19 protein-coding genes and 1 pseudogene are annotated in these 22,653 nt (G+C 70.0%); 14 read left to right on the top strand and 6 right to left on the bottom strand.

Annotated elements, in window-relative coordinates; all coding sequences use genetic code 11:
- Window positions 1-66: 66 nt before the first annotated feature.
- Complete coding sequence (locus tag PHN62_RS12435) at window positions 67-1,059, bottom strand: hypothetical protein (RefSeq protein WP_300151106.1); 993 nt, start codon at window positions 1,057-1,059, stop codon at window positions 67-69.
- A 225-nt stretch (window positions 1,060-1,284) separates the two neighbouring features.
- Window positions 1,285-2,238, bottom strand: a complete 954-nt coding sequence (locus PHN62_RS12430; RefSeq protein WP_300151104.1) for a hypothetical protein — start codon at window positions 2,236-2,238, stop codon at window positions 1,285-1,287.
- A 249-nt stretch (window positions 2,239-2,487) separates the two neighbouring features.
- Between PHN62_RS12430 and trmFO the strand changes: the two genes are divergently transcribed.
- From trmFO to PHN62_RS12375, 11 genes are all read left to right on the top strand, one after another.
- Window positions 2,488-3,858 (top strand): methylenetetrahydrofolate--tRNA-(uracil(54)-C(5))-methyltransferase (FADH(2)-oxidizing) TrmFO, encoded by a 1,371-nt coding sequence (gene trmFO, locus PHN62_RS12425; protein ID WP_300151102.1) that lies wholly within the window; start codon window positions 2,488-2,490, stop codon window positions 3,856-3,858.
- 151 nt (window positions 3,859-4,009) lie between these two features.
- Window positions 4,010-4,918, top strand: coding sequence for a peptidoglycan-associated lipoprotein Pal (gene pal / locus PHN62_RS17445; protein ID WP_367187033.1), 909 nt, complete (start codon window positions 4,010-4,012; stop codon window positions 4,916-4,918).
- A gap of 217 nt (window positions 4,919-5,135) precedes the next feature.
- Window positions 5,136-6,245, top strand: coding sequence for a tetratricopeptide repeat protein (locus tag PHN62_RS12415; protein WP_300151100.1), 1,110 nt, complete (start codon window positions 5,136-5,138; stop codon window positions 6,243-6,245).
- Window positions 6,236-7,567, top strand: coding sequence for a tRNA lysidine(34) synthetase TilS (gene tilS / locus PHN62_RS12410; RefSeq protein ID WP_300151098.1), 1,332 nt, complete (start codon window positions 6,236-6,238; stop codon window positions 7,565-7,567). Before PHN62_RS12415 ends, tilS begins: the two co-directional genes overlap by 10 nt.
- 25 nt (window positions 7,568-7,592) lie before the next feature.
- The gene (locus PHN62_RS12405; RefSeq protein ID WP_300151096.1) at window positions 7,593-7,802 is read left to right on the top strand and encodes a DUF2842 domain-containing protein; all 210 of its coding nucleotides are present in this window, start codon (window positions 7,593-7,595) and stop codon (window positions 7,800-7,802) included.
- A gap of 16 nt (window positions 7,803-7,818) precedes the next feature.
- On the top strand, window positions 7,819-8,475 hold the full coding sequence (locus PHN62_RS12400) for a hypothetical protein (RefSeq protein WP_300151094.1): 657 nt from the start codon (window positions 7,819-7,821) through the stop codon (window positions 8,473-8,475).
- 242 nt (window positions 8,476-8,717) lie between these two features.
- Window positions 8,718-10,013 (top strand): PQQ-binding-like beta-propeller repeat protein, encoded by a 1,296-nt coding sequence (locus tag PHN62_RS12395; protein WP_300151092.1) that lies wholly within the window; start codon window positions 8,718-8,720, stop codon window positions 10,011-10,013.
- A gap of 46 nt (window positions 10,014-10,059) precedes the next feature.
- The gene (hrcA, locus tag PHN62_RS12390; RefSeq protein ID WP_300151090.1) at window positions 10,060-11,211 is read left to right on the top strand and encodes a heat-inducible transcriptional repressor HrcA; all 1,152 of its coding nucleotides are present in this window, start codon (window positions 10,060-10,062) and stop codon (window positions 11,209-11,211) included.
- Window positions 11,201-11,980 (top strand): nucleotide exchange factor GrpE, encoded by a 780-nt coding sequence (locus tag PHN62_RS12385; RefSeq protein ID WP_300151088.1) that lies wholly within the window; start codon window positions 11,201-11,203, stop codon window positions 11,978-11,980. Before hrcA ends, PHN62_RS12385 begins: the two co-directional genes overlap by 11 nt.
- Window positions 11,981-11,986: 6 nt before the next feature.
- Window positions 11,987-13,123, top strand: coding sequence for an AAA family ATPase (locus PHN62_RS12380; RefSeq protein ID WP_300151086.1), 1,137 nt, complete (start codon window positions 11,987-11,989; stop codon window positions 13,121-13,123).
- A gap of 114 nt (window positions 13,124-13,237) precedes the next feature.
- A complete protein-coding gene (locus tag PHN62_RS12375; RefSeq protein WP_300151084.1) occupies window positions 13,238-15,310 on the top strand; it encodes a M3 family oligoendopeptidase in 2,073 nt (690 codons plus the stop codon).
- Between the two features lie 109 nt (window positions 15,311-15,419).
- Here the strand turns inward: PHN62_RS12375 and PHN62_RS12370 are convergent, their stop codons facing one another.
- Genes PHN62_RS12370 through PHN62_RS12360 form a run of 3 tightly spaced genes read right to left on the bottom strand, consistent with a single transcriptional unit; the run spans window position 15,420 to window position 18,676 of the window.
- Window positions 15,420-16,310, bottom strand: coding sequence for a transglutaminase family protein (locus tag PHN62_RS12370; RefSeq protein ID WP_300151082.1), 891 nt, complete (start codon window positions 16,308-16,310; stop codon window positions 15,420-15,422).
- A 4-nt stretch (window positions 16,311-16,314) separates the two neighbouring features.
- Window positions 16,315-17,259, bottom strand: coding sequence for an alpha-E domain-containing protein (locus tag PHN62_RS12365; RefSeq protein WP_300151080.1), 945 nt, complete (start codon window positions 17,257-17,259; stop codon window positions 16,315-16,317).
- A 13-nt stretch (window positions 17,260-17,272) separates the two neighbouring features.
- A complete protein-coding gene (locus PHN62_RS12360; protein WP_300151078.1) occupies window positions 17,273-18,676 on the bottom strand; it encodes a circularly permuted type 2 ATP-grasp protein in 1,404 nt (467 codons plus the stop codon).
- Between the two features lie 337 nt (window positions 18,677-19,013).
- On the opposite strand from PHN62_RS12360, the gene PHN62_RS12355 reads away from it, so the two are divergent.
- The 3 genes from PHN62_RS12355 (at window position 19,014) to PHN62_RS12345 (ending at window position 22,325) form a co-directional block, all read left to right on the top strand.
- On the top strand, window positions 19,014-20,411 hold the full coding sequence (locus tag PHN62_RS12355) for a glutamine synthetase family protein (protein ID WP_300151076.1): 1,398 nt from the start codon (window positions 19,014-19,016) through the stop codon (window positions 20,409-20,411).
- A 1-nt stretch (window position 20,412) separates the two neighbouring features.
- Window positions 20,413-21,054 carry a ribonuclease HII gene (locus tag PHN62_RS12350; protein ID WP_300151074.1) on the top strand — a complete coding sequence of 214 codons (642 nt, stop codon included), beginning with the start codon at window positions 20,413-20,415 and terminating at the stop codon, window positions 21,052-21,054.
- Between the two features lie 113 nt (window positions 21,055-21,167).
- Window positions 21,168-22,325 carry a site-specific DNA-methyltransferase gene (locus PHN62_RS12345; RefSeq protein ID WP_300151072.1) on the top strand — a complete coding sequence of 386 codons (1,158 nt, stop codon included), beginning with the start codon at window positions 21,168-21,170 and terminating at the stop codon, window positions 22,323-22,325.
- Between the two features lie 120 nt (window positions 22,326-22,445).
- Here the strand turns inward: PHN62_RS12345 and PHN62_RS12340 are convergent.
- Window positions 22,446-22,653: pseudogene (locus PHN62_RS12340) on the bottom strand (DNA mismatch repair protein MutL); the annotation flags it as partial.

Here is a 22,653-nt window from a genome sequence, read left to right as displayed (position 1 = left end):
GAACGTCGAGAGGGCCGCCCCTGGGGGCGGCCCTCCGGTTTTCGGGTCATGAGGGAGGCGCAAGCCTCAGGCGGCGCGCTTCCGGCGTCCGCGCAGGGCCAGAGCTCCCGCCGCCACCGCGAGGAAGGCCAGTCCGCCGGGGACCGGAACCTGTCCGCCCGAGGAGGAGGACGAGGAATTGCCGCTCGAAGAGGACGAGGAATTGCCGCCCGAAGAGGAGTTCCCGCTCGAGGAGGACGAGGAATTGCCGCCCGAAGAGGACGACGACGAGGACGAGGAGGAGGACGACGACGAGGAGCCGTTCGGGAAGGGCAGATAGACCGTTCCGTTGATGACGTCGTTGCCGCAGGTCTGGGTCCACTGGGTCTGGAAGCGTTCGCCGAGCACGCCGCCGTCGTCGAAGGAGAAGGTCAGCGAGTCGCCGAGCACCGAGGTCCAGGCGCCCGAGCCCAGCACCTCGACGCCGTGATAATTGGCGACCTCGTCGTAGACGCCCGTCCGGACGCTGCCCGTGCCCAGATTGGCGTCGGTGATCTTCAGGAAGCGCACCGTGCCCGAAGTCCCGCCCGGATTGGCTTCGATGTCGAGGGCGTAGCTCCATCCGGTCATCTTTTCGGTCTGGCCGACGCTCTGGGGCGCGCCGAAGAGCAGGTCGCCGTAGCCGATGGAGCTGTTGGCGCGGCCCGCGAAGGCCGTCGAGACGCTGATGCTCAGCATGCCGTTCTCGGCGCGGGTGGCGGTCAGCGAATCGATCTCGTAATTCGCGCCGCCGTAGATGTCGGCGTTGCGCTGACGCGGAGCGGCGGGGCCCCAGTAGGTGTCCTGGAGGGTGAAGCTGCTCACCACGTCCAGATTGGTCGTCGAGCCGCCCGAGGAGGAGCCCGTCGAGCCGCCCGAAGAGGAGCTCGTCGAGCCGCCCGAAGAGGAGCCCGAGCCGCCCGCCGGATGGCCGAACATCCCGCCGAACATCCCTCCCAGATCGAGAAGGGTGGCCTGAGCGGGAACCGCTCCCAGAAACACGGCGAAAGCAGCCGCACCAAGCGCGCGCCAGGTCTTCATCTCGTCATCTCCCGCGACGGGCGCCGTTCGGGGCGCTGCGAATTCTCCGGATGGGGCCGGAGCGGAGCGCGTCTTTCGCCTCCGGCCCGGGCCTGTCCGCAAGGAGTATCGGCGGGATCCCCTAATGGAGGGGTAAGAAGGAGCGTTAACGATCCGCAAAAGCCGCAAGGCCGCCTCTTGCGAGGCGGCCCGGCGGGAGATCGGGGAGAAGGAAGGCCGCGCCGGTCAGGCGAGGAAGGTCTGGCGGCGGAAGATCAGCGCGCCGAGGGCCGCGAAGATGAAGCCGAGCCCGCCGGGAACCGGAACCTGACCGCCCGAGCTGCTGCTCGAGGAGCTCGAGGAGCTGCTGGAGGACGACGACGACGACGAGGAGGAAGAGGACGACGACGACGAGGAGCTGGAGGACGAGGAGGACGACGAGGAGCTGGTCGGGAAGGGCAGCTGCACCGTGCCGTTGATCACGTCGTTGCCGCAGGTCTGGGTCCACTGGGTCTGGAAGGCGTCTCCGAGGATGCCGCCGTCGTTGAAGGAGAAGGTCAGCGAGTCGCCGAGCACCGAAGACCAGGTGCCGGTGCCGAGGACCTCGACGTTGCGGTAATTGTCGATCTGGTCATAGACCGTGCTGCGGTTGCTGCCCACGCCGAGGTTGGCGTCGGTGATCTTCAGGAAGCGCACCGTGCCCGAGGTTCCGCTCGGATTGGGCTCGATGTCGAGGGCGTAGCTCCATCCGGTCATCTTCTCGTTCTGGCCGACGGTCTGGGGCGCGCCGAAGAGCAGGTCGCCGTAGCCGATGGAGCTGTTGGCGCGGCCGGCGAAGGCGGTCTTGATGCTGATGCTCAGCATGCCGTCCGAGGCGCGGGTGGCCTTCAGCGAGTCGATGCTGTAGGTCGAGCCGCCGTAGACGTCGGCGTTGCGCTGATAGGGCGCGGCGGGGCCCCAGTAGGTGTCCTGGAGGGTGAAGCTGCTGACGATCGAGGCGCCGCCCGAGGAGCTCGAGGAGGAATGGCCGCCCGAGGAGCTCGAGGAGCTGGACGAGGAGCTCGAGGAGGAGGAGCTCGACGAGGAGGAGCCGAGCAGGCCGCCGAAGAGGCTGTCGAAGTCCAGCACGGTGGCGCTGGAGGCGCCGGTCGAGGCGAAGGTCATGAAAGCAGCCGCAGCAAGGGCGCGCCAGGTGTTCATCTTGTCATCTCCCGCAACTTGCGCCGACTGCGGCGCCGCGATCTTGTCTGGCGGGGTCTGGAGCAATAAGCGCGCCAGTCGCGCCCGCCGTCCTCGCCTTCTGGGCGGAAAGGAAAGCAGGTTCGGCGCCAACCCGCGCTCCGGAGGCCCGGCGCGGCCTCGCGGGAATGTCGGGAAGGCCGCGCGCCTCCCCTTGACCGCCCGCCGAGCGCGGTCTAACCCCTTGGACGACCAAGGAGGATCAAGACGATGAAGCCTGTTCGCGTGATCGGGGCCGGCATGGCCGGATCGGAGGCCGCCTGGACTCTCGCCGAAGCGGGCGTTCCCGTGACGATCCATGAGATGCGTCCCGAAACGGGCACGGCCGCCCACGAAACGGACGGTTTCGCCGAGCTGGTCTGCTCCAACTCCTTCCGCTCCGACGATCACGAGCACAACGCCGTGGGCCTGCTCCATGAGGAGATGCGTCGGGCGGGCTCTCTGATCCTGCGCATGGCCGACGCCCACGCCCTGCCCGCAGGCGGAGCCCTGGCCCTTGACCGCACGGCCTTTTCCCGGGCCGTGACCGAAGCCCTGACCTCTCATCCTCTGGTCACGGTGGAGCGCGGCGAGCTCAAGGGCCTGCCGCCCGAGGACTGGGACAGCGTGATCGTCGCCACCGGACCCCTGACGGCGCCCGGCCTCGCGGGGGCTCTGGGCGCGCTGACGGGCGAGGCGAATCTCGCCTTCTTCGACGCCATCGCGCCCATCGTTCATTTCGATACGGTCGACCTGTCCCGGGCCTGGTTTCAGTCCCGATATGACAAGGGCGACACCGAAGACGAACGGAAGGCCTATCTGAACTGTCCGATGAACCGCGCGCAATACGACGCCTTCATCGCCGCGCTGATCGCCGCGCCCAAGACCGAATTCCACGAATGGGAGAAGGACACGCCCTATTTCGAGGGCTGCCTCCCCATCGAGACCATGGCCGAACGCGGCCCCGAGACCCTGCGTCATGGCCCCATGAAGCCGGTGGGGCTGACGAATCCTCATGATCCGCAGGTGAAGCCCTGGGCGGTGCTCCAGCTGCGCCGCGAAAACGCGCTGGGCACGCTTTATAATCTTGTCGGCTTCCAGACCAAGATGCGCCATGGAGCCCAGCTGGAGGTCTTCCGGCTGATCCCCGGGCTGGAGCAGGCCGAATTCGCGCGGCTCGGGGGGGTGCATCGCAACACCTTCCTCAACTCGCCGAAGCTGCTCGACGCGGAGATGCGTCTGAAGGCCCGCCCGAGCCTCCGATTCGCCGGACAGATCACCGGCGTCGAGGGCTATGTGGAATCGGCGGCCATGGGGCTTCTGGCGGGCGCCTTCGCGGCGGCGGGGCGTCTGGGGCGGCCCCTCGCGCCGCCGCCGGTCGAGACCGCCCACGGCGCCTTGCTGCACCATATCTGCGGAGGGGCCTCCGCCGAGCTCTTTCAGCCGATGAACGTGAATTTCGGCCTGTTTCCTCCCTTGGAAGCGGCTCCGCGCGGCAAGCGCGAGCGCGCGAAGGTCTACACGGACCGGGCCAAGGCGGCCTTCGAGTCCTGGCGTCTGGCGGCGGGTCTGGGGGAGCCGTCCCGCGTGGAGGCCCTCTGAGGGCGGAATCCTCTGAAACCGTTGCCCGGAAGACGCCTTCGAGGATCAGAAGCGCGAGACCCCGCACGTGAAGGGGTTGATGCCCGTGCGGGCGACGGCTAAGTTTCCGGTAACCTGTTTCAGGAAACCACGTCCCTCTGAGGAGCGATTCATGCGCGGCTTTTTCTCCCGCAGCGTTATCCTGTCCTGCGCCGTTCTGGCCCTGACCGCCGGCTGCGCGACGAAAAGGCCGCAGACCGGAACCTCCACGAGCGCCACCGAGCTGGGCGCCTTCGGACCCGGCGGCTTCCCCGGCGATTCTTCGGGCCTCGGCGGCTCCGGCTCCGGCCTGATCGACGGCGCGGCGCCCGGCGGCCTCGTGATCGGGCCTGACGGCCAGATCGTCGGCGGCGGCGGCCTCGGCGGACAGAGCGTCGTCGGCCCCGACGGACGCGTCTATGATCTGGGCGGCGGCTCCTCCAGCCCGAACCTCCTCGGCCCGAGCGTGGTCGGCGGCGGCGCGGGCGGTCTGGGCGGCGGGCTCGGCGGCGGCGCGATCTACAATCCCGACGGCTCCCTGGCGGGCGGTTCGGGCGGCTTCGGCGGCGGCGCGGGCGGCGGGCTCTACAATCCCGACGGCTCCCTGGCGGGCGGAGCGGGCGGCCTCGGCGCGGGCGGAAGCTCGGCGGGCGGCTACAGCTTCCCCGGCGACGACGGCTCGGCGCAGTATTTCGCCGTGAACGTCGGCGACCGCGTGCTCTTCGGCTACGACAGCTCCGACCTCGACGGCCCGGCCCGCGAGATCCTCCAGCGTCAGGCGGCCTGGCTGAACCTCCATCCGAACGCCTCCATCGTGGTCGAGGGCCATTGCGACGAGCGCGGCACCCGCGAATACAACCTCGCCCTGGGCGCGCGGCGCGCCAATTCGGCCCGCGCCTATCTGACCTCTCTGGGCGTGGCCTCCAGCCGCGTCGAGACCATCTCCTACGGCAAGGAGCGCCCCGTCCAGGATTGCAGCAGCGAATCCTGCTGGGGTCAGAATCGCCGCGCCGTCACGGTGGTGCGGTCGGCCGGCTTCTGAGCCGAATCTGTGGCTCTGGGGCGACAGCCCGCGCGTTTTCGCTCTCCGCAGACGCGCGACATGCTTTCGCCCCATTCAGCACAATGATTCCTAAGAGGCTGACGGGATAGAACGGGCGTCGCGCGCAGCGGAGCCGGCTCGGGGCCCTCCCTCCAGGGAGGAGGCCCCGACGCTTCGCCCTCGGCGTGACGAAGCTTGCGTACTGGAGACTGACACGATGATCCCCGGCCTTGCGTCCCGGCGCCGCCCCGGCCTCATCCTCATGATCGGCGTCTTGTCCGCCGCCCTGTTCTCTCCGTCGGCGTCTCGGGCCCAGCAGGTCTGGACGGGCGCTCCGCCCGTCGCCAATCCGATCCCGGCCGCCGCCGACCTCAACCTGAGGCTGGAGGCCATGGACCGGGAGCTGCGCCGTCTCGGCGGCGAGATCTCGCGGCCGGAGCTGGACAACGCCGTGACCCGCCTCGCCCGCGATCTCGAAGCCCTGCGCGCCGACCAGCGCCGCTTCCAGGCCGACGTGGACCGCCGACTCAGGGATCTGGAGGCGCGTTCCGGCGCGCCTCGTCCGGGGCTTTCCGGCGCGACGCTCTCCGGCCCGATGATCCAGCCCGATCCCGTGCGCATAGATCCGCCCGGCGCCTCGGGCTTCGTCGTGGAGACGCGTCCGCCCGCGCCGCCGCAGGTCGGCCTTGCGATGGCCCCTGTGGGGCTGGGCGCGCCGGTCCTGCGCGACGAGCCGCCTTCCATGCCGATCATGGGCCTCGAAGGGATCGAGGTCTCGGCGCCGGGCCTGCGGATGCCCGCCGCCGCCCCGCCGAGCCTGCGCGTGCCGACCATGGTCGTCGACGCCGCGCCCGATCTCGGGGACATGGACATCGGCGTTTCTGCGCCGCGCCCGAGCCTCCAGCCTGCGCCGCTGCGGGCCGCCGCCGTTCCGGCGGGCGCCTCGCCGCAGAGCGATTACGACGCCGCCCTGCGCCTTCTGGAGACGGGCGGCGCGGATCAGGCGCTCGACCTCTTCGGCCGCATCGTCGGGGCCGCGCCCAACGACCCGGTGGCGGGCTCGGCGCAATACTGGATCGGCGACATCCATTTCCGCAAGGCCGAGTACGACCTCGCGGCCCGCGCCTTCCTCGACTCCTTCCGCCGCTGGCCCGAAGGCCCCAAGGGCCCCGAGAGCCTGCTCCGGCTGGGCATGACCCTCGCGGCCACCGGCAAGCACGCCGAAGCCTGCGCGGCCTTCGCCCAGGTCTCGGCGCGCTATCCCGGCGCCGCGCCGGACGTGCTCGGCCGCGCCCGGATCGAGACGCAACGCAATCAGTGCTCCTGAGGCCCGAGGGGCCGCAGGAGGAAGGGGAGGGCGCAGGGGATCCGCTCGCGGAGCGCCTGCGCCTTCGGCTCGAATCGCTGGAGCCGGGGCCGCGTCCGCTGGTTCTGGCGGTCTCCGGAGGCTCCGACAGCGCGGCGCTGCTGCGTCTGGCGGCGGCTTCTCCGCAGATCCGTCGTCGGGTGGCGCTGGTCGCCACGGTGGACCACGGCCTGCGTCCCGAAAGCGCCGCCGAGGCCGCGCAGGTGGCGCTCTGGGCCGCCGGACTCGATCTTCCGCATGAAACCCTGATCTGGACCGGAGACAAGCCTCGGGGCGATCTCTCCGCCCGCGCCCGCGCCGCGCGTCATGATCTTCTGCGCGCCGCCGCCGGAGCGCGGGGGGCGGCTCTGGTGCTCGCCCACACCGCCGAGGATCAGGCCGAGACCTTCCTGATGAATCTCGCGCGCGGCTCCGGAGTTCAGGGCCTGGCGGCGATGCGTCCGCGGAGCCTGCGGGAGGGGGTTCCGCTGCTGCGGCCTCTGCTGGAGGTCGGGCGCGAGGAGCTGCGCGCCTGGCTGAGGGCGCGGGGCGCGCCCTGGATCGACGATCCCTCCAACAGCGATCTGCGGCGTCTGCGGCCGCGTCTGCGTCAGGCGGCGGCGCTTCTGGAGGGCTTCGGCCTCAGCCGGGCCCGGCTTCTGGAGACCGTGGCCCATCTCGCCCGCGCCCGCGAGGCTCTGGAGGCGGCGGAGGCGGCCCTCTCGGCGGAGGCCCTGACCGAGGGGCCCCTCGGCGAATTGCGCCTGAGCCGCGCGGCTCTGGCGGGGGCGCCGCGCGAGGTGGCCTTGCGGTTCTTCGCGGAGAGCCTGCGCCGGGCGGGCGGCGCCGAGCATCCGCCGCGCTTCGCTTCTCTCGAAAGGGCGTTCGACCTCTGGCTTTCAGGAGGGCTCGGGGGCGGGATCTCTCTGGGCGGGGCGCTGCTGCGGCCTCTGCCCGAGGGCGGGCTCCGCCTCTTGCCCGAACCCGCCGGGACTCCGCCGCCCGCGCTCCTCGCGCCGGGAGAAAGCCGCCTCTGGGCGGGGCGCTGGCGGGTGGATCTCGCGCCCGAGGCGCCGCAGGGGCTCGAACTGGCCGCGCTCGGCGCTCAGGGCGAGGCGTCGCTGAAGGCTGCCGCCCGCAAGGGCTGGAGCCCGCCGGAGCTCTGGCGACTCGCCCGGCCCGAGGCGCGTCGGGCCTCTCCGGCGCTGCGTCTGGAGGGGGCGCTCTGGGCCGTCCCCGCCGCCGGATGGGGAACGCATGAGGCCAGGGCCCGCCTCCGGGGTCGCCGAGACGCTGGACGATGAACGCCGCGCCTGATATGCGGCGCTCATGACGAGACGTTGGCGCATCTTCGCCGGATCCATCCTGATGATGGTCTATATCGCGGCTTACTCCCTGATCGCGGCCCTTGTGGTCGGCGCATGGGATCGTCCGTCCCTCTGGGCGGAGCTGGCGCTTTACGTCTGTCTCGGACTCGTCTGGATCCTGCCGCTCAAGCCCCTCTTCAAGTGGATGGGGCGAGGCGCGCCGGATCTCTGAAGCAGGATAGGGCGCAATGGCCACGGACGGCGATAGTTTCATCCATGAGGTGAGCGAAGAGCTCCGGCGCGACCGCATGTATCGGGTCTGGCGCCGGTTCGGGCCCTGGCTGATCCTGGCCCTGACGCTCTTCGTGCTCTGGTTCGCCTGGACCGAATGGAGCAAGCACCGCGACCGCCTCGCCGCCGAGGCGCGCGGCGATTCCTACGCCGCCGCCGTGGCCCTGCCGCCGGGTCCCGAGCGCGTCGCGGCTCTGGAGGCCCTGAGCCGTCAGGGCGGCGGAGCCGCGCCCATCGTGCTGATGCGGGCGGGCGGGATCCTGCTGGAGGAGAAGGATCCGGCGGGCGCCGCCGCGAGCTTCTCCGCCGCCGCGCAATCCGCGCAGCTGCCCGAGGGCTGGCGCGAGCTGGCGCGTCTGCGCGCGCTGATGGCCGAAGCCGACACGAAGCCCCCGGCGGAGCTGCTCGCCGCGCTGGAGCCCCTGACCGCCCAGACGAATCCCTGGCGTCATTTCGCCGGCGAGCTCAAGGCCATGGTCCAGATGCGCGCCGAAGACTTCTCCGGCGCCTCCGCGACCCTGGAGGCTCTGGCCTCGGCGGAGAACCTGCCCGGCGGCATGTCCGCGCGGGTGGAGGCCATGCGCCGCGCGCTCGGCGTGGTCGAGGCGCCCTGAGGGCCTCCTGCGAAGGCCTCCTGCGGCCCGCGCCTCTCCGGCCCGGAATCCTGTCCGGGCGAAGGGGGAGGGCGCGCCGCGCATCCCTGATGAAAAGGCTCCTGGCCTCCGTCGCGCGAGTCTCGCCTTCCGGATGGTTTTCGGAGTAAGGTGACGGAACGCGCGCGCGCCCTCGGGGCCCGAGGCGCGGTTTCGCGAGCTCCGGAGCCCTGAGGCTCCCCTGATTTTCGAGGAGTAGGCCCATGAGCGCCTCCGCTTTGCGCGTCACGCTTCAGGCCGCCGCCCTGGCGGCCCTGCTCGCTGGGTGTTCCGGCGGCGGCGGCGGATGGTTCGGCGGAAGCAAGGAGACGCTTCTCGAGGGTCAACGCATCTCCATCCGGACTCCGGCGGCGCCGCCCTCGATCGTGGGGCGGGCGCCTGCGCCTCCGGCTGCGGCCGCCAACGCCGACTGGGGCCAGTTCAACGGCGGATCGGCCCGCGCGGGCGGACATCTGGCTCTGGCCGCCGATCCGGCGCCCGCCTGGCGGCGCTCCATCGGTTCGGGCGGCAGGCTGGCGGCGCCGCCGGTGGTCGCGGAGGGCAAGCTCTACGCCCTTGATTCCGACCTCAATCTGACCGCCCTCGACGCGGGCTCCGGCGCGGAGCTCTGGAGCGTCGGGCTGCGCCGCGAGGGCGACCGGGGTTCGGGCGGTCTGGGCGGCGGTCTGGCGGCGGAGGGCGGCCGGATCTACGCCGCCACCGGCTACGGCGAGGTTCTGGCGCTCGACGCGGCGGGCGGGCTGATCTGGCGCGTCTCGACGGGGGCGCCGGTGCGTTCGGCGCCGGCGGTTTCGGGCGGACGCGTCTACGTGCTGACCCGCGCCGACGAATTCCTGGCGCTGAACGCCGCGGACGGCGCGGTGGTCTGGCGTCGTCAGGGCGCTTCGGGCGGCGCGAGCGTTCTGGGAGGCGGTTCTCCTGCGGTGGCGGGTCCGGTGGCTCTGGCGCCCTTCAGCTCCGGCCTGCTCTCGGCCTTCATGGCGGCGGACGGGCGTCCGGGCTGGGAGGTCTCGACCCTCTCCTCGGGCGCGACGCGCGGCGCGGGCGTGGGGGTGGCGCTGCCTCAGGTGGCGGGGGATCCCGTCGTGGTGGACGAGATCGTCTACGCCGGTTCGCGGGCGGGCGGCCTTGTGGCGGCGAATCTCCGCACGGGCGAGGCCCTCTGGCGGCGCGACTTCGCGGTGGAGCGTCCGGCCTGGCCTGCGGGGAGCGCGCTCTACGTCACCAGCGTCGACGGCCGCGTGCGGGCTCTGGACCGGGCCACGGGCGCGACGCTCTGGGAGATCGACCTCGGCCCGGGCGGCTGGACCGGCCCGGTGCTGGCGGGCGGACGCCTGAGGGTCGCCTCGGCGAGCGGGCGGCTCTTCGCGCTGGATCCGCAGACCGGCGAGGCGCTCGGCGAGGTCAAGCTGGGCCGCGGCGCCGACGCGGGGCCTGTCGTGGCGGGCGGAACGCTCTATATCCTCACCAACGACGGAATGGTTTCGGCCTGGCGCTGAGCGGTCTGCGCCGCGTCGGAGCCGCCATGGCGAAGGGACGCGTCCCATGTCCGACTCCAGAAGTCCTTCCGGCTCCTCCGGGCTGCGCCCGACGGGGCCGAGCCTCGGCGAGATGACCGACCGCGCGCGGGAGATCTTCCGGCGCGTGGTCGAGGCCTATCTGGACACCGGCGAGCCCGTGGGCTCGCGGACGCTCTCGCGGGCCCTCGACGAGCGGCTGTCTCCGGCCACCATCCGCAACGTGATGCAGGATCTGGAGCTGATGGGCCTGCTGGCCTCGCCCCATGCGAGCGCGGGGCGCGCCCCCACTCAGGCGGGCCTGCGGCTCTTCGTGGACGCGCTTCTGGACCTCGGCGAACCCGCGCAGGAGGATCAGGCCCGCATCGAGGCGGCGCTCGGCCCGACGGCGGGCGACCTCAACAGCGCCTTCGACGCGGCGGGCTCGGCGCTGTCGGGGCTTTCGCGCGGGGCGGGGCTGGTGATCGCCCCCACCCGCGAGGCCCCGATCAAGCACATCGAGGTGGTGGGGCTCGGGCCCGAACGCGGGCTTCTGGTGCTGGTCGGAGCGGACGGGACGGTCGAGAACCGCCTCTTCACGCCGCCGCCCGGCCTGACGCCCTCGGCCATGGCGGAGGCCGGCAACTTCCTCAACGCCTTCCTGCGCGGCGGCACCCTGGACGAATCGCGCGGCCTGCTGCTCTCGCGGATCGAGGAGAACCGCGCCGCCCTCGACGCCGCCGCCGCCCGGCTCATCGAGACGGGGCTGGCGGAATGGGCGGGCGCGGGCAGGGGCGCGCGGCTGATCGTCCGGGGGCGCTCGAATCTTCTGGAGGACGGCGCCTCGGCCGCCGATCTGGAGGCCGCGCGCAGGCTCTTCGACCTGCTGGAGCGTCAGGAGAACGCCGCCGAACTTCTTGATCTGGCTCGGGATGCGCAGGGAGTCCGCGTGTTTTTGGGATCAGAGACGAAATTATTCTCGCTTTCGGCTTCGGCGCTGGTCATATCTCCCTATATGAACGCGGAAAGGCGGGTCATCGGAGCGATCGGCGTGATCGGTCCGATGCGCCTCAATTACGCGCGCGTGGTGCCCATCGTGGAATATACGGCGCGGCTCATCGGACGCACCCTCGGGGGAGCCTCCGAAGAGCGCCGGGCTTTGGGCGCCGCCTCCAGGGAAGGAGAGTCTCATGGCGGATGAACAACCGACGCAGAAGGCGGAGGATCCTGCGGCCGAAGCCGGGGAGGTCCGCGCCGAAGGGGCGGAGGCGCATGAGGCCGCCGAGGGCGAAGCCCCGAGCCGCGAAGCCGAGCTGGAAGCCGAACTGGCCGCCGTGAAGGACCGCCTGCTGCGCGCCCTCGCCGAGGCCGAGAACGACCGTCGCCGCGCCGCCCGCGACCGCGAGGACGCCGCCAAATACGGCGGAACCCGCCTCGCGCGCGACATCCTCTCCGTCTACGACAACCTCGAACGCGCCGTGACCGGCGCCGACGAGGCGACCCGCTCCGCCGCGAGGGACTTCTTCGAGGGCGTCGAGCTGACCCGCGCCGAACTGCTCTCCGCCTTCGCCAAGCACCAGATCGAGCCCATCGACACCTCCATGGGCGTGCGCTTCGACCCGAACCTGCATCAGGCGATGTTCGAGGCCGCGATTCCGGGCGCGCCGCCGGGCGGGATCGTGCAGACCATGCAGACCGGCTTCACCATCGCGGGGCGTCTGCTGCGTCCGGCCTTCGTGGGCGTGGCCAGGGCGGCCCCCGCCGAGGCCGCCGCTCCGGCGCCCGCCGCCGGGGAGGCCGGAGATCCGGCCGAAGCCGCCGACCCCGAACCCGCCTCCGAAGAGCCGAAGGCCGAAGCCGCCGAGCCCGCCGGAAAGCCCGCCGAAGCGGGAGGGGGATCGGCTGCGCCGCGTCCGGCTTCGGCGCCGCCTCCGCCGCGGCCCGGCGCCGCGCGCACGCGTCGCGACTGACCCGGCGTGATCCGCGAAATCCGCATCGAGGGCTACCGCTCGCTGCGGTCCGCCGTCATGGCGATGGGCCGCCTGAGCGTGGTCACGGGCGAGAACGGGGTGGGCAAGACCAACCTCTATCGCGGGCTGGAGCTGCTCCGCGCGGCGGCGGTGGGCGATCTGGCCCGCCGCCTCGCGCAGGAGGGCGGCATGGCCTCGGCGCTCTGGGCGGGCGCGCCGCCCCTCGACCCGGACGACCCCGAGGCGCCCAGGGCGCGCCGCGACGCCCGGCTGAAGCTCGGGGTGCGGCTGGACAGCCTGGAATACGAGATCATGCTCGGGCTTCCCGGCCCCACCGACCCGGCTCTGGCGCTGGATCCGGTGGTGAAGGAGGAGCGCGTCTCCATCCATGTGGAGGGCCGCCGCGCCGTCATGCTGGAGCGCAAGGGCCCGCATATCGCCGCCCGCGAACAGGACGGCGCATGGCGCAGCTACAAGGGCGCGCTGCTCATGGCCGAAACGGCCCTGGCCACCTTGCGCGATCCGCATCAGTTTCCCGAGCTGCACATCCTCCAGAAGCGCCTGACGGACTGGCGCTTCTATCACGGCTTCCGCTCGGATGCGGATTCGCCCCTGCGCCAGCCTCAGCCGGCGGTCTGCGCGCCCACGCTGGATTCCGACGGCGTGAATCTGGCGGCGGCTCTGGCGACGGCCATCCACCTCAAGGAAGGGCCTCAGGGAATCGAGCGCTCCGAGGTGGGCCGCGCCGTCGAGGAGGCCTTTCCCGGCTCGCGGCTGGAGTTCGTCGAGGCGGCGGGGCGCTATCTGGTGGCGATGCGCATGCCGGGCTTTCCGCGCGCCTTCTCGGCGCCGGAGCTCTCGGACGGAGTCCTGCGCTATCTGGCTCTGGTGGGGGCGCTCTGCGCCTATCGCCGTCCGGAGTTCATCGCGCTCAACGAGCCGGAGGCGAGCCTCCATCCCGGCCTGATCGAGCCTCTGGGACGGCTGATCCTGCGGGCCTCGGCGGAGACGCAGATTCTCGTCGTCAGCCATTCCGACGCCCTCGCCCGGATTCTGGAGCGCGAAGGCGGAGCGCGGGTCGCGCGTCTGGAGAAGCTGCGCGGCGAAACCCTGATGCCTTCCGGCCCGGAGTCCGAGGGCTGACCCCGCGTCCGGACCCTGACGATCCTGCGGCGGCGGTCTTTTTTCGGAAAGGCTCCGCCCCTATATCGGAAGCCCGAGACCACTCCGGACCCCCTCTTCCCGAAAGGCATGTCCATGCTTGATCCCGTCCATGATTCCGCCGAAGCCGTCGCGGGCCGCCGCGATCTCGGCCGCCTGCCGGAGTGGGATCTGACCGATCTCTACGCTGCGCCCGACTGCGCGGAGATCATCCGGGATTTCGAGCGCGTCCAGGCGGAGAACGTCGCCTTCGCGGCCGATTATCAGGGCAAGGTGGCGGGGCTCTCCGGCGACGATCTCGCGCAGGCGATCCGGCGCTACGAGGCCACCGGCGAGACCATGGGCCGGATCGGCTCCTTCGCGGGGCTGCGCTATTACGCGGATACGGCGGATACGGCCAAGGCGAAGTTCCTGGCGGATTCCCAGGCGCGTCTGGCGGACGCCTCCTCTCTGGCGGTCTTCTTCACGCTGGAGATGAACCGCATCCCGGACGCCGATCTCGAAGCCCTCTACGCCCGGAGCGCCGCGCTGCGCCATTACCGCCCCTGGATCGAGGAGGTGCGGGCCTTCCGGCCCTATCAGCTCTCCGACGATCTGGAGAAGTTCCTCCATGACCAGAGCGTCGCGGGGGATTCCGCCTGGAGCCGCCTCTTCGACGAGACCATGGCCGATCTGCGCTACGAGGTGGACGGCGAGAGCCTGCCCCTCGAACAGACCCTGACGCTGATGTCCCGCGCCGACCGCGCGAAGCGTCAGGCGGCGGCGGAGGCTCTGGGGAAGGTCTTCACGAAGAACCTGCGGCTCTTCGCGCTGATCACCAACACCCTGGCCAAGTCCAAGGAGGTGGTGGACCGCTGGCGCAAGGCGCCTTCGCCCCAGACCATGCGCCATCTCTCCAACAGCGTCGAGCCCGAGGTGGTCCAGGCGCTGCGCGATTCCGTGGCGGCGGCCTATCCGCGGGTGTCGCACCGCTATTACGCGCTGAAGGCCCGGTGGCTCGGCCTCGACAAGCTGGAGTTCTGGGATCGCAACGCCCCGCTCCCCGACCGCCCCGAGCGCGTGATCGGCTGGGACGAAGCCCGCGAGACCGTGCTCGGCGCCTATGGGGCCTTCTCGCCGAAGATGCGCGAGCTGGCCGCCCGCTTCTTCGACAGGCCGTGGATCGACGCTCCGGCGCGTCCGGGGAAGTCGCCCGGCGCCTTCGCGCATTCGACGGTGCCTTCGGTGCATCCCTATGTGCTGGTGAACTACCTCGGCCAGACCCGCGACGTCATGACCCTCGCCCATGAGCTGGGCCATGGGGTGCATCAGATCCTGGCGGGCTGTCAGGGGAGCCTGATGGCCAGCACGCCCCTGACCCTCGCCGAGACGGCCAGCGTCTTCGGCGAGATGCTGACCTTCCGCGCCCTGCTCGACGCCGAGACCGATCCGAAGACCCGCAAGGCCCTGCTCGCGGGCAAGGTGGAGGACATGATCAACACGGTGGTCCGCCAGATCGCCTTCTACGAATTCGAATCGCGCGTCCACGCCGCCCGCCGTGAAGGCGAACTGACGCCCGACGACCTCAACGCCATCTGGCTGGCCGTGCAGGCGGAGAGCCTCGGCCCGGCCTTCGACTTCGCGCCGGGCTATGAAAGCTTCTGGGTCTACATCGGGCATTTCATCCACTCGCCCTTCTACGTCTACGCCTACGCCTTCGGCGACGGCCTCGTGAACGCGCTCTACGGCGTCTACGAGGAGCGCAAGGCTCAGGGCCGCGCCGAGGAGTTCGTGAAGGATTATTTCGACCTGCTCTCGGCGGGAGGCTCGAAGCGCCACAAGGAGCTTCTCGCGCCCTTCGGCCTCGACGCGACGGATCCGCAGTTCTGGAGCAAGGGCCTCGACGTCATCAGCCGCATGATCGACGAACTCGAAGCCATGAGCGACGAACCCCTGAAGAAGAAGCCCGCCGCGAAGAAGAAGGCGACGGCCGAAGCCGTCGAGCCCGCGCCGAAGAAGAAGCCCGCCGCGAAGAAGGCGAAGGCCGAAGCCGTCGAGCCTGCGCCGAAGAAGAAGGCCGCCGTGAAGAAGCCCAAGGCGGAAGCCGTCGAGCCCGCGCCGAAGAAGAAGGCGAAGGCGGAAGCCGAGGCCCCCGCGCCGAAGAAGAAGCCCGCCGCGAAGAAGGCGTGACGCCCGGCCTGATCGGCAGAGGCGCTCAAGACGAAGCCCGCCGCGACTCCTCGCGACGGGCTTTTTCAGGTCGGCCTCCTCTGCGGGGGAGGGGAGGGCGCCGCAGGCTTCAGCCCTGTTTCTGGCTCTGTCCGCCGATTCCCTGGAACTGGCCTTGTCCGCGCAGGGGAGCGGAAGGCCCGGATCCCTCCTCGCGCCGCACCTGAAGGCGCGTGGTCACGACCGGCGCGCCCTCGCCGCCCTTGTAGGCGTAGCGGAAGGGATCGGCGTCGGCGGCGTCCAGCCCCGAACAGAGCCGCACATAGGCGTCGGTCGGCGAAAGATCGTTGGCGGCGTCGAAGCCGATCCAGCCGATGCCCTCGACGAAGACCTCCGCCCAGGAATGGAGCGCCGCGGTTTCGGCCTCCTCCTCCTCGCGCCGGTAGCCCAGCACATGGCGCGCAGGCAGCCCCCGCGCCCGCGCCGCCGAGATCAGCACATGGGCGAAGTCGCGCAGGGTTCCGCGTCCGGCGCCGAGGGCCTCGGCGGCGGTGAGCTCCGGCTCTTCGGGGAGGCCCTCCTCGTGGATCAGGCGCTCGCGCAGGGCCGCCTTGAGCCGATGCGCGACGTCCAGCGCCGAACTGGCGGGCTCGGCGGCGGCCTCGGCCAGAGCCCGGATCGCGGCGTCGGGGCGCGTGGCCTTCGTCTCGCGCAGGAAGACGGAGGGGCGGGCCCGCTCGCGCCAGCCCTTGACCACGCCCGCCAGATCCCGCGTCTCGACGATTCCGCGCGCCTGGATCTTCACGGCCTCGACCGGCCCGGCGAGGGTCAGGCTGCGGATCCGGTCGCCGGAGCCGTTGGCGAAGGGCTCGGCGAGCTTGGCCTCCTCTCCGCCGTCGATGGTCCATTCGACGATTCTCTGGCCGTCGAAATCGCCCGGCTGGAGCCGCAGGCTGAAGACCGCCGAGCGGATCGGCTGGGCCGTGCGCAGTTCGACGTCATGCGTGATGGTCAGCCGCATGGCTTCACCCTCCATACCAGTAGGCTTCGGCGATGGCCGCCGAGACGTCGTTCGTGCGCGAGATGAAGTCGGTCAGGAATTCGTGGAGGCCTTCCTGGAAGATGTCCTCCATGGTCCAGCTGTTGAGCCGCGCGAAGGCGACCGAAGCCAGCTCATGGCAGGGGAAGCGCCGTCCGTGCTTGCGCTCCAGCCGGTCGAGGTGCTGGAGGATCATCTCGTAGCAATGCGCCAGAGAGCGCGGCGAAAGCTTGTTGAGGATCAGGAAGTCCGCGATGTAGGCGGGCCGGTATTCGCCGCGATAGACCCAGTGATAGGACCGCAGCGAAGAGGTCGCCCGCAGCACGGTGGTCCACTGATAGTGGTCCACCCCGCCGCCCACCTGCTCCGTGGCCGGCAGCAGGAGGTAGTATTTCACGTCGAGGATGCGGGCGGTGTTGTTGGCGCGCTCGATGAAGAAGCCGAGGCGCATGAAGTCGTAGCCTTCGTCGCGCAGGCTGGAGGAATCGATGGCTCCCCGGAACAGCGCGCCCCGGCTTTTCATCCAGCTTGCGAAGTCGAGCAGGCGCTCTCCCTGGACCTCGGCGGCGCTGAAGCGGCGCAGCCGGATCCAGGCGTCGTTGATGGCCTCCCAGGCCTCGGTGGTCAGGGCGGTGCGCATGGCGCGGGCGTTGTGGCGCGCCGCGCCGAAGCTGGCGAGGACGCTGGACGGGTTGTCGCGGTCGAAGAGGATGTGCTCGACCGCGCTTTCGCGGGTGATCTCGGCGTGGCGGGCGGCGTGGCTGTCGGCGGCGGAGGCGGCCGAGAGCACCGACTCCCATTCGCTGCGATGTCCGCTCGAGGTGGGCAGGGCCGACATGCGCGCCCCCATCTCGACGAGACGGGCCATGTTCTCGGCCCGCTCGACGTAGCGCGTCATCCAGTAGAGGTTTTCAGCGGTGCGGCTGAGCATCGGCGTCGCTCCCTTATTCGGCCAGAACCCAGGTGTCCTTCACGCCGCCGCCCTGGCTGGAGTTCACCACCAGCGAGCCTTGGCGCATGGCCACGCGCGTCAATCCTCCGGGAACCAGCCGGACCTCGTCGCCGACCAGCGCATAGGGCCTCAGATCGACGTGACGCGGCGCCACGCCCTCCTCCACGAGGGTGGGGGTGGTCGAGAGCGCGAGGGTGGGTTGGGCGATGAAGTCGGCCGGATCGGCCTTGAGGCGCTCGGCGTAGGCCTCGCGTTCGGCCTGGGTGGCCTTGGGTCCGACGAGCATCCCGTAGCCGCCCGAGCCGTGGACCTCCTTGACCACCAGTTCGTGCAGGTTCTCCAGAACGTATTTCAGGTCGGAGGGATCGGCGCATTTGAAGGTCGGCACGTTGTTGAGCGCCGGAGTCTCGCCGAGATAGAAGCGGATCATGTCGGGGACATAGGTGTAGACGGCCTTGTCGTCGGCCACCCCCGAGCCCGGCGCCGAAGCCAGCGACACCCCGCCCGAGCGGTAGACGTCCATCAGCCCCGGCACGCCCAGCATGGAGTCGCGGCGGAAGCAGAGCGGATCCAGGAAGTCGTCGTCGATGCGCCGGTAGATCACGTCGACGCGCTTGGGGCCGCCGGTGCTGCGCATCCAGACATAGCCGCCTTCGACGTAGAGGTCCTGGCCCTCGACCAGCTCGACGCCCATCTGGTCGGCGAGGAAGCTGTGTTCGTAATAGGCGCTGTTGTAGGCGCCCGGCGTCAGGACGACGATGGTGGGATCCGACTGCGACTTGACCGGACGCACTCCCGCCAGAGTGCGCCGCAGCTGGGTCGGATAATCGTCCACCGGCAGCACGCGCCCCCTGGCGAAGAGCGAGGGGAACATGCGCATCATGATCTCGCGGTTCTCCAGCATGTAGGAGACGCCGGAGGGCGTGCGGCAATTGTCTTCGAGCACGTAGAAGTCGCCCGGCCCGACCCGCACGATGTCGATGCCCACGATGTGGCTGTAGACGCCGCGCGGAGGATCAACGCCGATCATGGCGGGCTCGAAGGCCGCGTTGCGATAGACCAGATCGGCGGGCACCACGCCCGCGCGGATGATCTCGCCGCGATGATAGACGTCATGCAGGAACATGTTCAGCGCCCGGGCGCGCTGGATCACGCCGCGCTCCAGCTTGCGCCATTCCTCGGCGTTGAAGACGCGCGGCACGATGTCGAAGGGGATCAGCCTTTCGGGGTCGCCGCCCTCGCCGTAGACGGCGAAGGTGATGCCGATCTTGCGGAAGAGCGTCTCGGCTTCGAGGCTCTTGCGGCGGAGGGTTTCGAGGTCGGTGGCGTTCAGCCATTCGCGGATGTCCCGATACGGGTCGTCCGGTCGCCCTGCGGGTCCCATTTCGTCATACATGAGCGTCCCCCTTTCATGGTCCTCCGCCGCCAAGGTTACGCGATGCGGCGACCGCCACAAGACGGAAATGTGAAGCCGTCTCCTTCCTGAAGCTGCGCGTCTTTGACGCAATGCGGCGGGATTGATGGCCGTATGCCTGAAATTTAAGCGATTCGCCCCTTTCCCGCCCTTTCGGAGGGGGCGCCCGCCCGCAGGCCTTCCCGAGGCGCCTTCCTCTGGGCGAAGCGGATTTCGGCGTCTATAGTCAGGCTTCGCGGCTCAGGGGACGCGGCCCGAGGGCCTGCGTCCGCTTCGCGCCTCCCGCGCCCTGGGCGTCGCGACGAACGCAGATGACCACATGGCGGACAGAAGAAACAATCGCGGACTGAGCCTGACCGTTTCGCCCGAAAATCGCCCCTACGACGTGGAGGAGGCGCGGCTCTGGCTGCGGGATCATCGCATCGAGGAAGTGGAGTGCGTCGCGCCGGATTTCGGCGGCGTGCCGCGCGGCAAGGCCATGCCCTGCTCGAAATTCGCCGAGATGAAGGCGATCTACATGCCGGTCTCGATCTTCTTCCAGACGATCACCGGGATGTATGTGGAGTTCGAGGACCAGGGCGTCTGGGCCGAGCACGACCTGCGGCTGATCCCCGACCTCTCGACCATGCGCGCGGTGCCCTGGGCGCTGGAGCCCTCGGTCCAGGTGATTCACGACCTCGTGGACAAGAAGGGCGTCGCGGTGCCCTTCGCCCCCCGCGAGGTGCTGCGGCGGGTGCTGCGGCTCTACGCCGAACGGGGCTGGAAGCCGGTCGTGGCGCCCGAGCTGGAGTTCTACCTCACCAAGCGCAACACCGATCCCGATTACCCCCTCGAGCCGCCCATCGGGCGCACGGGGCGTCAGGGGATGGGCAACCAGGCCTATTCGATCTCGGCGGTGGACGAATACGACTCGGTGATCGAGCATATCTACGACTACGCCGAGGCTCAGGGCCTCGAGATCGACACCGTGATCCAGGAGGCCGGCGCCGGTCAGATCGAGATGAACCTGATCCATGGCGATCCGATGGACCTCGCCGATCAGGTCTTCATGTTCAAGCGGACCATCCGCGAGGCGGCCCTGCGCCATGACTGCTACGCCACCTTCATGGCCAAGCCCATGGAGGGCCAGCCCGGCTCGGCGATGCACATCCATCAGAGCGTGGTGGACGCCGAAGGCCGCAACATCTTCACCGACGAAAAGGGCGATCCGACGCCGGAGTTCTATCAGTTCATCGGCGGACAACAGAAATTCCTCGCGGCGACGGGCTGCGTCTTCGCGCCTTACGTCAATTCCTATCGCCGCCTGACGCCCGACATGGCGGCTCCGGTGAATCTCGAATGGGGCGAGGACAACCGCACGGCGGGTCTGCGCGTGCCGATCTCGGGGCCGGAGGCGCGGCGCGTCGAGACCCGCGTGGTGGGCGCCGACGCCAATCCCTATCTGGCTCTGGCGGTCTGTCTGGCCTGCGGCTATCTGGGCATCCGCGACAAGGTCGAGGCCCGCCCCATGCTGGAGGGCAACGCCTATTCCGGTCAGCACGAGCTTCCGCACGGGCTTCTGGAGGCGGTCAGCCTCTTCGAGGAGACTCCGGAGCTGCGCGAGGTGCTCGGGCCGGAGTTCTGCGACCTCTACGCCCGGGTCAAGCGCGCGGAGTACAACGAGTACATGCGCGTCATCTCGCCCTGGGAGCGCGAATATCTGCTGCTGACGGTCTGACATGTCCCAAAGCCTTCCGAACCTGCGCGAAGCCTTTTGGGCGCGGAGCGGCGGCCTCGTCTGCGGCGTGGACGAGGCCGGACGCGGCCCCTGGGCGGGACCGCTCATGGCGGGAGCGGTCGCGCTCTCGCCGGACCCGGCCTTGCGGCCCCGGGGCCTGCGCGATTCCAAGAAGCTGAGCGAAGCCCGTCGCGAGGCCCTCGCCGAGGAGATCCGCGCGAAGGCGCTGTTCTGGGCCGTCGCCGAGGCCAGCGCCGCCGAGGTGGACGCCCTGAACCCGCTTCAGGCGAGCATGCTGGCCATGCGCCGGGCGGTGGAGGCTCTGGGCGCGGCCATGGGGCGGGATCAGCCTCTGGCCTGCATCCTGATCGACGGAAACCGCCTGCCTCAAGGCCTGCCCGCGCCCGCCGAAGCCATCGTGGGCGGCGATGATCTGGAGGAGGCCATAGCGGCGGCCTCCATCCTCGCCAAGACCACGCGGGACCAGGTCATGCGGGATCTGGCGAGGCTGCATCCCGAATATGGCTGGGAGCGCAACAAGGGCTATGGCGCGCCGATTCACCGCGCGGCTTTGACGAAATACGGCCCGACCGCGCATCATCGCCGCAGTTACAAACCTGTCGCACAGATGATTCCCGTTTGACTCGAATCGGCTTTCGAGTCCGCGCGATCCAGGCGCCGATTCGATTTTCGCTTGACCTCGATGATTCGTTGAATCAAGATTCGCGTAAATCCCTGAGGGAGCAGCGAATCACAATGACGGCCCCAAGCAAGATCCGGCGCGGCGCGACCCGGGCGTCCCGCGCGGCGGCCGCGGCCGCGCCTTTGCCTCTCGACCAGATCATCTCCGGCGACTGCATCGCGGCCATGAACGCCCTTCCGGAGCGTTCGGTGGATCTGATCTTCGCCGATCCGCCGTATAATCTTCAACTGCGCGGCGAGCTGCGCCGCCCCGACGACAGCCGCGTGGACGCCGTCACCGACGACTGGGACCGCTTCGACAGCTTCGGCGCCTATGACCGCTTCACCCGCGACTGGCTCGCGGCGGCGCGACGGCTGCTCAAGGACGACGGCGCGCTCTGGGTGATCGGCAGCTATCACAACATCTTCCGGGTGGGCGCGATCCTCCAGGACCTCGGCTATTGGGTGATGAACGACATCATCTGGCGCAAGTCCAACCCCATGCCGAACTTCAAGGGCCGTCGCTTCACCAACGCCCACGAGACCTTGCTCTGGTGCGTCAAGTCCGAGAACCAGAAGAGCTATCAGTTCAATTACGAGGCCATGAAGTCCCTCAACGAGGATCTTCAGATGCGCTCCGACTGGCTGATCCCGATCTGCGCGGGCGAGGAGCGCCTCAAGAACGAGGAGGGCGACAAGGCTCACCCCACCCAGAAGCCCGAGGCTCTGTTGCGCCGCGTGCTGCTCGCCACCACCGAGCCCGGCGACGTGGTGCTGGATCCCTTCTTCGGCAGCGGCACCACGGGCGCGGCGGCGCGTCGTCTGGGGCGGCGCTTCATCGGGCTGGAGCGCGAGCCGGACTACATCCGCCTCGCCCGCGCGCGCATCGACGCCATCCAGCCTTATGATCCGGGCGTGGTGCGCGGAGCGCCCTCGAAGCGCAAGGAGCCGCGCGTGCCTTTCGGCGCCCTGATCGAGCGCCGCATGCTGGAGCCCGGCGCGGATCTCGTCTCGCCGGACGGCCGCGTCTACGCCAAGGTCCATGCGGACGGCAGTCTGCGGGTGGCGGATCTGGCGGGCCGCGAGCTGGTGGGCTCGATTCACCGCGTGGCCGCCGAGGCCCTCGGGACGACGAGCTGCAACGGCTGGACCTACTGGCGCACCCGCCGCGACGGGCGGCTCGTGCCCATCGACCTGCTGCGGCAGGAGATCCGCGCCCAATACGCCGAGTGAAGGCTGATTCTTGATCTGGTCGCGCAATTTATCCGAAAACTCTGCCGAGCTTTCGGATTGCGCTGGTTTTTGGGGGGCGCGCAATTTATCCGAAAACTCTGCCGAGTTTTCGGATTGCGCTCACCGTCGCCCGAACATCTTCTCCAGATCCGCCTGACCCAGCCTGACGGCCGTCGGGCGGCCGTGGTTGCAGACATTGGAGCCCGGCGTGGCCTCCATCTCGCGCAGGAGCGCGTTCATCTCGGCGAGGGTCAGCGCCCGCCCGGCCCGCACCGAGCCATGGCAGGCCATCCGCGACAAGGCCGCGTCGATCCGCGCCTCCAGCGGC

The sequence above is a fragment of the Neomegalonema sp. genome, assembly GCF_028688855.1.
In the GTDB taxonomy this organism is placed as follows: domain Bacteria; phylum Pseudomonadota; class Alphaproteobacteria; order Rhodobacterales; family Rhodobacteraceae; genus Neomegalonema.
This window is presented reverse-complemented; position numbering and strand designations above follow the sequence as displayed.

Excerpts from the sequence above, each read along its gene's own strand:
- PHN62_RS12350 (WP_300151074.1), top strand. The coding sequence starts at position 20,413 with ATGTCCCAAAGCCTTCCGAACCTGCGCGAAGCCTTTTGGGCGCGGAGC.
- hrcA (WP_300151090.1), top strand. The coding sequence starts at position 10,060 with ATGTCCGACTCCAGAAGTCCTTCCGGCTCCTCCGGGCTGCGCCCGACG.
- PHN62_RS12400 (WP_300151094.1), top strand. The coding sequence starts at position 7,819 with ATGGCCACGGACGGCGATAGTTTCATCCATGAGGTGAGCGAAGAGCTC.
- PHN62_RS12435 (WP_300151106.1), bottom strand. The coding sequence starts at position 1,059 with ATGAAGACCTGGCGCGCGCTTGGTGCGGCTGCTTTCGCCGTGTTTCTG.
- PHN62_RS12355 (WP_300151076.1), top strand. The coding sequence starts at position 19,014 with ATGGCGGACAGAAGAAACAATCGCGGACTGAGCCTGACCGTTTCGCCC.
- PHN62_RS12395 (WP_300151092.1), top strand. The coding sequence starts at position 8,718 with ATGAGCGCCTCCGCTTTGCGCGTCACGCTTCAGGCCGCCGCCCTGGCG.
- PHN62_RS12370 (WP_300151082.1), bottom strand. The coding sequence starts at position 16,310 with ATGCGGCTGACCATCACGCATGACGTCGAACTGCGCACGGCCCAGCCG.
- PHN62_RS12430 (WP_300151104.1), bottom strand. The coding sequence starts at position 2,238 with ATGAACACCTGGCGCGCCCTTGCTGCGGCTGCTTTCATGACCTTCGCC.
- PHN62_RS12385 (WP_300151088.1), top strand. The coding sequence starts at position 11,201 with ATGGCGGATGAACAACCGACGCAGAAGGCGGAGGATCCTGCGGCCGAA.
- PHN62_RS12405 (WP_300151096.1), top strand. The coding sequence starts at position 7,593 with ATGACGAGACGTTGGCGCATCTTCGCCGGATCCATCCTGATGATGGTC.
- PHN62_RS12365 (WP_300151080.1), bottom strand. The coding sequence starts at position 17,259 with ATGCTCAGCCGCACCGCTGAAAACCTCTACTGGATGACGCGCTACGTC.
- PHN62_RS12415 (WP_300151100.1), top strand. The coding sequence starts at position 5,136 with ATGATCCCCGGCCTTGCGTCCCGGCGCCGCCCCGGCCTCATCCTCATG.
- PHN62_RS12360 (WP_300151078.1), bottom strand. The coding sequence starts at position 18,676 with ATGTATGACGAAATGGGACCCGCAGGGCGACCGGACGACCCGTATCGG.
- trmFO (WP_300151102.1), top strand. The coding sequence starts at position 2,488 with ATGAAGCCTGTTCGCGTGATCGGGGCCGGCATGGCCGGATCGGAGGCC.
- pal (WP_367187033.1), top strand. The coding sequence starts at position 4,010 with ATGCGCGGCTTTTTCTCCCGCAGCGTTATCCTGTCCTGCGCCGTTCTG.
- PHN62_RS12345 (WP_300151072.1), top strand. The coding sequence starts at position 21,168 with ATGACGGCCCCAAGCAAGATCCGGCGCGGCGCGACCCGGGCGTCCCGC.
- PHN62_RS12375 (WP_300151084.1), top strand. The coding sequence starts at position 13,238 with ATGCTTGATCCCGTCCATGATTCCGCCGAAGCCGTCGCGGGCCGCCGC.